This window comes from uncultured Planktosalinus sp., assembly GCF_963973675.1.
Taxonomy (GTDB): Bacteria; Bacteroidota; Bacteroidia; order Flavobacteriales; family Flavobacteriaceae; genus Planktosalinus.
In genome coordinates, this window is the sequence record NZ_CAXBAN010000083.1 from 1 (window position 1) to 8,338 (window position 8,338).

Genomic DNA, 8,338 nt, shown 5'->3' on the forward strand with positions numbered 1-8,338 from the left:
GACTTCCCGGAATCTGCAGAAGCCAATCAAGTTGATGTTTACATTGGTCAGGCAGAAGCTATGAATTAGATACTGTACAAAGTTGATTTTGTCATTTTAAATTAGATTTAATGGCAACAGTAAATAAAAATTTATCGACTTACGATAAGAAATCAATCCCAAATGCGAAAGACTTTCGGTTTGGGATTGTTGTTTCAGAATGGAACGAAAGCATTACTGAAAATCTTTTTCAAGGTGCATTTGACACATTGAAAGAACACGGAGCAATCAATGACAATATTGTTCGCTGGAATGTACCCGGAAGTTTTGAATTAATTTATGGTTGTAAGCGAATGAGCAAATGCTATGATATGCTTGATGCAATCATTGCTATTGGAGTTGTGATTCAAGGAGAAACGAAACATTTTGATTTTGTTTGTGAAGGGGTAGCCCAAGGAATAAAAGATTTGAATTTGCAAGGAGAAATTCCTGTGATATTTTGTGTGCTAACAGACAACACCTTGCAACAGTCAATTGACAGAAGTGGTGGAAAGCATGGAAACAAGGGTGTTGAAGCAGCCATTGCTGCAATCAAAATGGCTCAACTAAAGAAAGAATCGGCTTATTAAAATGGGCAGTGAATTGTTGATTAGTTGTGCTTAACTTTTTAGGTAAAAGCAATTCATTTGCTTGTAAAAATTAAAATTTTACTTGTATCTTTGTAAACAGTTATAAATTACACCAGAAATTATGTTTGAATTTGATCAATACCTCGGATTTTTAGCTTTTATGACCATCGTAACCATTGGATTTTGGTTGATGATTTTTTTGATGCTTTTTGTACCTTATTGGTTGGGAGGGGCTGTGATGGAACTTCTTAAAGAAAAGCGTGCAGCCAAAAATAAAGAGTAATAAAACGATTCTATCAATATTAAAAATATATATTATACAAAAAAGGGAGCTATTGAGCTCCCTTTTTTATTTTCTTTAATACTAAAAAGAGTTTATATTAAAACTCTCCGCCTTCAAAGTCGTCGTCGCCGTTTCCTTCACGAGATCTTCTGTCTCTTTGATTTTTTTGTTGGTTAAATCTATAGGTAAACGAAGCTGTGATTTGTCTTTCTCTCCATTGAAACTCACTGTCTGACGTAAAACCATTTCCTTGTGTAAATGAGCTTCTTTTTCTTGAGTTTAACAAGTCACTTACATTTAAAGAAATTGTAGCGTTGTCATTAAAAAGTTCTTTGCTGAAGGCCAGGTTTAGAGAAAAGATTCCATCAGATTTGGTCTGAGAGTTTTCAGAAGGCCCTCTGTAAAACATATTTGTTTGCCAGTCAATTTTTGCAGGCAGACTTACTTTAGAGCTGAATCTGGCAAACCAGCTGGTGTTTGTAGCTCCATAATCAATGCCTTCAAACTCGCCATCTGTTTCAAAACGGAAGAAATTGAAACTACCATTCATTCTTAACCATTTAAGTGGGTTATACAAAAACCCTGCTTCGGCACCTATTCGCTGGTTAGTTGAAAGGTTGATAGGAATGGTTCTTACTACTTCAATTCCATTGATGGTTTCACCGGTTCTTAGTTGAACTCTTTCAAAAGCATCAGTTTCATGTTGATAGTATACAGAACTTGTTAAAGTAAATTTTCCAAAACGTTTTAGGTATCCTAAGTCAAAAGCACTGGCATAGGCAGGATCTAAATCAGGGTTTCCTTGAAAAACATTTGTCACACTAGAACGTGAAGGAAACGGGTTAATGTACCAACCTCTGGGGCGGTTAATTCTGCGGTTGTAGCCTAATGTTATATTTTCATTTTCAGCAAGTTCATAAATCAAGTTAACCGTTGGAAAAAGGCCTAAGTAGTTTTTGTCAAAATCGGTATCAATATTGACTCCAAATACCTGTGAGAGCTCTTCTTCAGAAAGTTCAGAGGATAATTTTCCTTTCAGTTGGGTATTCTCAAGACGAAGCCCCAGCAGGAAAGAAAACTGACCAAACTTGTTGCCGTATTGAGTGTAAAGGGCATTGACATTTTCTGAATAGTCAAAAACGTTGGTCAAAAGTTCGTTTAATTCAAAATTTCCTGTGTTGAGGTCTTCTTCAAACAGAGAATAGTCTGTTATTTCATTTTCAAAATCACCTCGGTAACCTGCTTCAAACTGGGCATTTTCTCCAATTGGTAAAACGTAATCAACCTGAACTAAATATTCATTTTGATCTTCTTTTGTAATGATGTCTTCTGAAGGAAATGCTTGATTATTTGGAAAAGTATTTTGTTCTGTAATGAATGAGTTTTCGGTTTCTGAACTGTTTTCGTACTGAAGGTCAGCGGTAAGTTGATGACCTTCGTCGTTGAATTTGTTAATGTAGTTCAGTGAGAATTGATAACGGGTGTCTTCTTCGGTTTCAATTTCTTTTCGAAAAGAGCGTTCAGCAAGGTCACTTCCTGTAAACTTTCTGGTATCTGTTCGGGATTCATCTTCACCGTCACTAATTCTCAAAAAGCCACTAGCGGTTAACGAAGAGCTTTCGGTTAGGTAATATTCAATACCCAGATTGGTATTAAAACCGGTTCTTTTTCTGTCAAACTCTCTATCTTCAAGAGTTCTGGTGAAATCTCCATTTTCAAAAGTGTTTTCAAAATTGGCATTTCCGGGAAATTTACGGTAGCTATACCCTGAAGTGTTAAATATATTAAACTTATCTGTTCTTAAGTTAATATTTGTATTGATACCATTATTTGCCGGGATACCTCCATTAAGGGTTACTGATCCATTAAAACCAAGTGTTTTTTCTTTTCTGAGGATAATGTTCAGGATACCGGCTGTTCCTTCGGCATCATATCTTGCAGAGGGGCTGGTAATTACTTCTACACGCTCAATTGCGTCAGCAGGGAATTGTGTCAACGCATCAGTATCTCCAAAACCGGCAATTGCCGATGGCTTTCCATTGATTAAAATTCTTACGTTTTCATTTCCTCTTAAACTTATAGCTCCTTCAACATCAACTGCAACGGAAGGAACGTTGCTTAAAGCATCACCAACAGTAGCACCTCTAGTGGTTAAATCTTTACCAATATTGTATATTTTTTTGTCCAGTCTTACCTGTACTTCAGTTGTTTCAGCTCTTACAACAACTTCATCAAGACTTTCGGAATCAACATCCAGACTTACTGAATTTAGCTGTGTGTCAGAATTTATGTTTCTGTTGTTAATGGTTACGGTTTCATATGAAATAAATTCAAATTTGATATCATAAGTACCACTAGGCACCTCCAAATTAAAAAAACCATCAAGATCAGTGATTCCTCCGTTCACAAGTTCTTTACTGTCTGATTTTACCAAAGATACCGTGGCAAACTCCAAAGGTTGTCCTGAGGTTTTGTCAATGACTTTACCTGAAACAGTGAAATTTCCCGTTTGTGAAAAAACAAAAGATGTTGATAATAAAACAGTGAGTAGAAGTAATATCTTTTTCATAGTGTAATTTTGATGTAACAATAATGGTGATTGAGTATTTAACCATTTTTAAGACTGCGAAAATACGCCTTGGTTTAAGGCGTTTTGCTTAAAATCTTGTTAAATAATATACAATGAAATGATAATAAAATAGGGAGTATTCAAGCCATATTATTCAATAAATCCAAAATGATAAAGCAGAAAGGAAAGGATACCAAATAACATAATTAACTTTAAGATAGATGCTAATTTAGCATAGCCTTTTTTATTATTTGTTGAAAGAATATTGATACAAAAGTAGAGTAAAGGTCCGATGATAAAAAATAAAAAATATAACATTGCATAGGGAAACCTGTAAAGTTGGTGATACATATAAAATAGTAAACAGCATGTAACGACTACACCTAAAATAAATAGTAAAAAACCAGTGCGTTTTCTTCCCAAAACTATGGGAATGGTTTTTCGACCACCGTTTTTATCTCCGTTGATATCTTCCAAGTCCTTTACAATTTCTCTGATTAATGTCAGTAAGAAAGCAAAAAGAGCATAAGCCAATAGCAATATAAAAGTGTTGGAGAACTCAGCTTGGTTTTCAAAATTCAATGCAGGAAATAAATCAAACAAACCCACAATGATAATGCTCATGGCTGCCATTAGTGCGACAAGCAAATTACCTGCTAGTATTAATTTTTTTATGTAAGAAGCATAAAGGTATAACAAAGCTGCCAGGATGATGAACAAGCCGGCTAAAAATGGTTTTTCAACTAAGTTGGACAAATAAAACCCAGCAAAAACCCCGGTAGTTGTGGTTCCTACATAAAAATTATATGCTTTATTTTGAGAAAAAATAGTTCCAACAATGAGTCTTTCAGGTTTATTGATACGATCAATAGCCACATCATAAATGTCGTTGATAATATATCCTCCTGCAGCTATGCAAACTGTTGCAAATATTAAAATTGTAAAATTAAAACCTGATAGTGCTGTATTGAACTCTAACGAATCAAATAGAATAAACTTTATCAAAACCTGCAATAAAACAATAAAAATCAGGTTTTTGAAACGGATGAGATTCAGAAAAGCAACCATATACTGTTTTCAGAAAATTTAATAGAAATAGTTAATCATTCTGTGCATTGTGATTTTTCAGCCATTTGCCTTGTACTTTCAGTACTTGTTCTATCACGTCCCTCACACAACCTTTACCTCCTTTTCGGTGAGAAATGTATTTTGAGATTGCCTTTATTTCAGCAGCGGCATCTTGAGGACAGGTTGGAAGTCCTACTTCTTTCATTGCATATAAATCAGGAATATCATCGCCCATGTAAAGTGTGTTTTCAGGTTTGATGCCATAGACATCAAAATATTCCTCAAGCACTTCTGTTTTGTATTGAACACCTAAGTGAATATTTGATATTCCTAAAGCTCTTAACCTCTTTTTTACACCTTCGTTACTTCCCCCGGAAATAATACAAACGTGATACCCCTGTTCAATAGCTGTTTTTAAAGCATAGCCGTCTTTGATGCTCATATTTCGGAGTAAATCACCATCAGTAGTGATTGTAATGGTTCCGTCAGTTAAAACGCCATCTACATCAAACACAAAACTGTTGATGTGTTGTAAATATTCTTTATAACTTTTTTCCTCCATGGGTTTGTTGAATTGCTTCTGAAATTAATTTGTAAAGTTTTTTTTGGTCAGGCTCTTCACTCAGCAAGTTTAAGTGCTTCACCATCGTTTTTTGATCATTTCTTTTAGCCGGGCCGGTTTGCATTTCAGCCGGGGGAGCTTCTTTTATTTTATGTGCTGTTTCTTGTATTAAAGGGATTAATATTGAAAATGGAAGCTCGTTTTTAGAAGTAATTTCAAAGCCCACCTGATAAAGGTGATTTACAAAATTACATACAAAAACTGCAGCCAAATGTAATTGTTTTCTCTTTTCAGAATTGATTTCAAATAGTTGGTTTGAAATTGCCAGACCTAAACTTTTTACCAAATGTAAGTCTTGGTCATTTTCTGTTTCTATGCAAATAGGAATTTCATTAAAGTTAAGGTTTCTCTTTTTAGAAAATGTTTGCAAAGGATAAAATACACCTCTGCGGTTTTTTTGATCCAATTCTTGTAGCGAAACGCTTCCTGAAGTGTGAAGTACCAGTCGGTTTTTAAATGTTAGTAAAGACGAGAGCTTTGCTATTGCATCATCAGATATGGCAATTATATAACAATCGGCTTCTAATAATTTGCTTGTATCGGTAGTTTTAGGTCCATTAAAATCAGTTTCATCAAGCCCTTTTTGATTTCGATTGTACAGCTGAACAACCTCAACGTTTGATGAAGTAATAAATGCTTTTAACAGGTGTGTAGCTACATTACCGGTTCCTAAAACAACAATGCGAATCATAAGGCTAAAATAAGGAAGAATTATGACTCCTTGAATGCAATTTGAGAATTTAATATTTTTAGAGTTAAATTCATTTAATTATTCGATTAAGAAATATTTCTACTCTTTCTATTTATTAAATTCTTCAGTTAATTTTAACTTTTTAGAGGGTTGATAAATACATTTAAGTCTTCAAAATTCAGTAAATTTGCGCCAATTTATTTCACTTCAATTTTCTGACATGCAAAAAAAGATTGCTTCCATTTTATTTTCTACCAGACTTACCGGAATATTATTTATAGTTTTTGCAATTGCTATGGGAGTAGGAACTTTTTTAGACGCCCAGCAGACTACCTCACCAACGCCCTATTCTAGAGTGATGGTTTACAATGCCTGGTGGTTTGAGGCAATTATGGTGCTTTTTGCTATCAATTTTGTGGGAAATATTTTCAGATATCGTTTATTACGAAAAGAAAAATGGGCAACCCTCCTTATTCACTTATCGTTTATTTTAATTTTATTCGGTGCTTTTATTACTCGTTATATTGGATTTGAAGGTGTAATGCCTATAAGGGAGGGAGCTACAGAAAATGTTATGCTTTCTGAAAAAGTGTACTTGACCACCCTGATAGACGGAGATTATGAAGTGGAGGGAGTACCACAACGCCGAAAGCATCAAAAACCTCTATTACTATCAGAACGCTTAAACAACGATTTTACAATACACACTGATTATAAAGGTCAGTCAGTTACCCTTGAGTATGTTGACTATATAGGTGGTGCTATTGAGACCCTTATTGAAGATGAGTCAGGAGAAGAATATCTGGAACTTGTTGAAGCCGAAGGAGGAAACAGACATTCTCACTGGTTAAAAAATGGCCAGGTTTCAAGTATACATGGGGTGCTGTTTGCACTCAACAAATTTACAGAAGGAGCAATAAATATTACACTTGATGAGGAGGGGAGTTATCAAATATTCACTCCTTTTTCCGGTGATTATATGCGAATGGCAGATCAGCAACAAGGAGAAGTTGTGAGTGATAGTTTACAACCTCTGCAATTGAGGTCGCTTTATCAAATGGCCGGAATGTCATTTGTTTTTCCTCAGGGAATTTCCAAAGGCACATTTGACTTAGTAAAAGCCCCAGAAGACCAACCTTCAAATATGGATGCCTTAGTTATTAAAGCAACTTCAAACAATGAAGCAAAAATAATAAGACTTTTGGGTGGACAAGGTTTTGCACCTAAGCCAACAAGTGTAGAATTAGGCGGGCTGGACCTTCATATCAGTTATGGCTCCAAAGAGATAGAACTGCCTTTTAGTATAACCTTAAATGATTTTATTGCTGAAAAATATCCGGGTACAGAAAGTGCTTATTCCTCTTTTATGAGTAAGGTGACTGTCAATAATCCAGACAACACTTCATTTGATTATGATATTTTTATGAACCATGTACTAGACCATCAGGGATATCGTTTTTTTCAGGCAAGTTTTGATCCTGATGAACTTGGAACAGTATTGTCTGTGAATCATGATTTTTGGGGAACCTGGGTAACCTATATAGGATATATACTGCTTTACATTAGTTTAATGGCGATATGGTTTGATCCTAATTCCCGTTTTACTGCATTGAAACGAATGCTTGACAAAATTAAATCTAAAAAGGCAAAACTGGCAAGCTTAATACTCTTTGTTTTGGGAAGTTCAGTTTATGCTCAGGATGCACATCAACACAGAGAAGTAGAAGTGAATCAACTGGATTCAATCATTTTTGCCAATGAAGTTGATAAAGAGCACGCAGCAAAATTTGGTCAGCTTATCATTCAGGATGAGGGTGGGCGCATGAAGCCTGTCAATACCTTTGCTTCAGAATTGCTAAGAAAAGTAAGCAGAAGTGATCACTATAAAGGATTAGACGCCAACCAAGCATTATTATCAATGAGTGAGTTTCCCCGGCTTTGGGTCGAAATTCCCATGATAAGTCTTAAAAGAGGAAATGATAGTATTAGAAAGTTGATAGGAGTGCCTGTTGAAACTGAAAAGGTTTCTCTAATTCAAATGTTTGATCAGCAAGGAAACAGTAAAATTGGACCCTATCTAGAAGAAGCTTCAAAAAAAGCAACACCAAATCAGTATGAAAAAGACCTTTTAAAAACCTATGAAAGTCTTTATTTACTCAATCAGGGACTGAGTGGTACTGTTTTAAGAATATTCCCGGTACCAAACGATGACAATAATACCTGGGTTTCTTTTCCGGAACTTAGCGCTGCTGGCATTTCAGGTGAAGATTCACTTTACACCAGAAATATATTACCAATGTATTTTTCTGAATTGAAAGAGGCTCGAAAAACAGGTGATTATACCAAAGCAAATGAATATATAGAGAGCATAACAAATTACCAAAAAAAGTATGGCAGTAACATTATGCCTAGTGAAAACAGAGTAAAAGCCGAAATTTTATATAATAAAATAGATATTTTTAATTATTCTATAAATTACTTTAAAGAAAAATATAAA

General features: G+C 34.9%; 7 protein-coding genes. 3 read left to right on the top strand and 4 right to left on the bottom strand.

The window, feature by feature from the left end; all coding sequences use genetic code 11:
- Positions 1–110: 110 nt before the first annotated feature.
- Together ribH and AACY61_RS04815 are read left to right on the top strand one after the other, a co-directional pair.
- Positions 111–608 carry a 6,7-dimethyl-8-ribityllumazine synthase gene (ribH, locus tag AACY61_RS04810; protein ID WP_339610452.1) on the top strand — a complete coding sequence of 166 codons (498 nt, stop codon included), beginning with the start codon at positions 111–113 and terminating at the stop codon, positions 606–608.
- A 121-nt stretch (positions 609–729) separates the two neighbouring features.
- Positions 730–891 carry a hypothetical protein gene (locus AACY61_RS04815; protein ID WP_339610453.1) on the top strand — a complete coding sequence of 54 codons (162 nt, stop codon included), beginning with the start codon at positions 730–732 and terminating at the stop codon, positions 889–891.
- Positions 892–988: 97 nt separating this feature from the next.
- Here the strand turns inward: AACY61_RS04815 and AACY61_RS04820 are convergent, their stop codons facing one another.
- From AACY61_RS04820 to AACY61_RS04835, 4 genes are all read right to left on the bottom strand, one after another.
- Positions 989–3,460, bottom strand: coding sequence for a TonB-dependent receptor (locus tag AACY61_RS04820; protein WP_339610454.1), 2,472 nt, complete (start codon positions 3,458–3,460; stop codon positions 989–991).
- 150 nt (positions 3,461–3,610) lie between these two features.
- Positions 3,611–4,528: a geranylgeranylglycerol-phosphate geranylgeranyltransferase gene (locus AACY61_RS04825; RefSeq protein WP_339610455.1), complete on the bottom strand. Its 918-nt coding sequence runs from the start codon at positions 4,526–4,528 to the stop codon at positions 3,611–3,613.
- Positions 4,529–4,559: 31 nt separating this feature from the next.
- On the bottom strand, positions 4,560–5,090 hold the full coding sequence (locus tag AACY61_RS04830; RefSeq protein ID WP_339610456.1) for an HAD hydrolase family protein: 531 nt from the start codon (positions 5,088–5,090) through the stop codon (positions 4,560–4,562).
- Positions 5,071–5,841, bottom strand: coding sequence for a DUF2520 domain-containing protein (locus AACY61_RS04835; protein ID WP_339610457.1), 771 nt, complete (start codon positions 5,839–5,841; stop codon positions 5,071–5,073). The genes AACY61_RS04830 and AACY61_RS04835 overlap by 20 nt, the downstream gene beginning before the upstream one ends.
- A 220-nt stretch (positions 5,842–6,061) precedes the next feature.
- Here AACY61_RS04835 and AACY61_RS04840 point away from each other — a divergent pair.
- The coding region (locus tag AACY61_RS04840) for a cytochrome c biogenesis protein ResB (RefSeq protein WP_339610458.1) at positions 6,062–8,338 on the top strand (2,277 nt) is incomplete at its 3' end.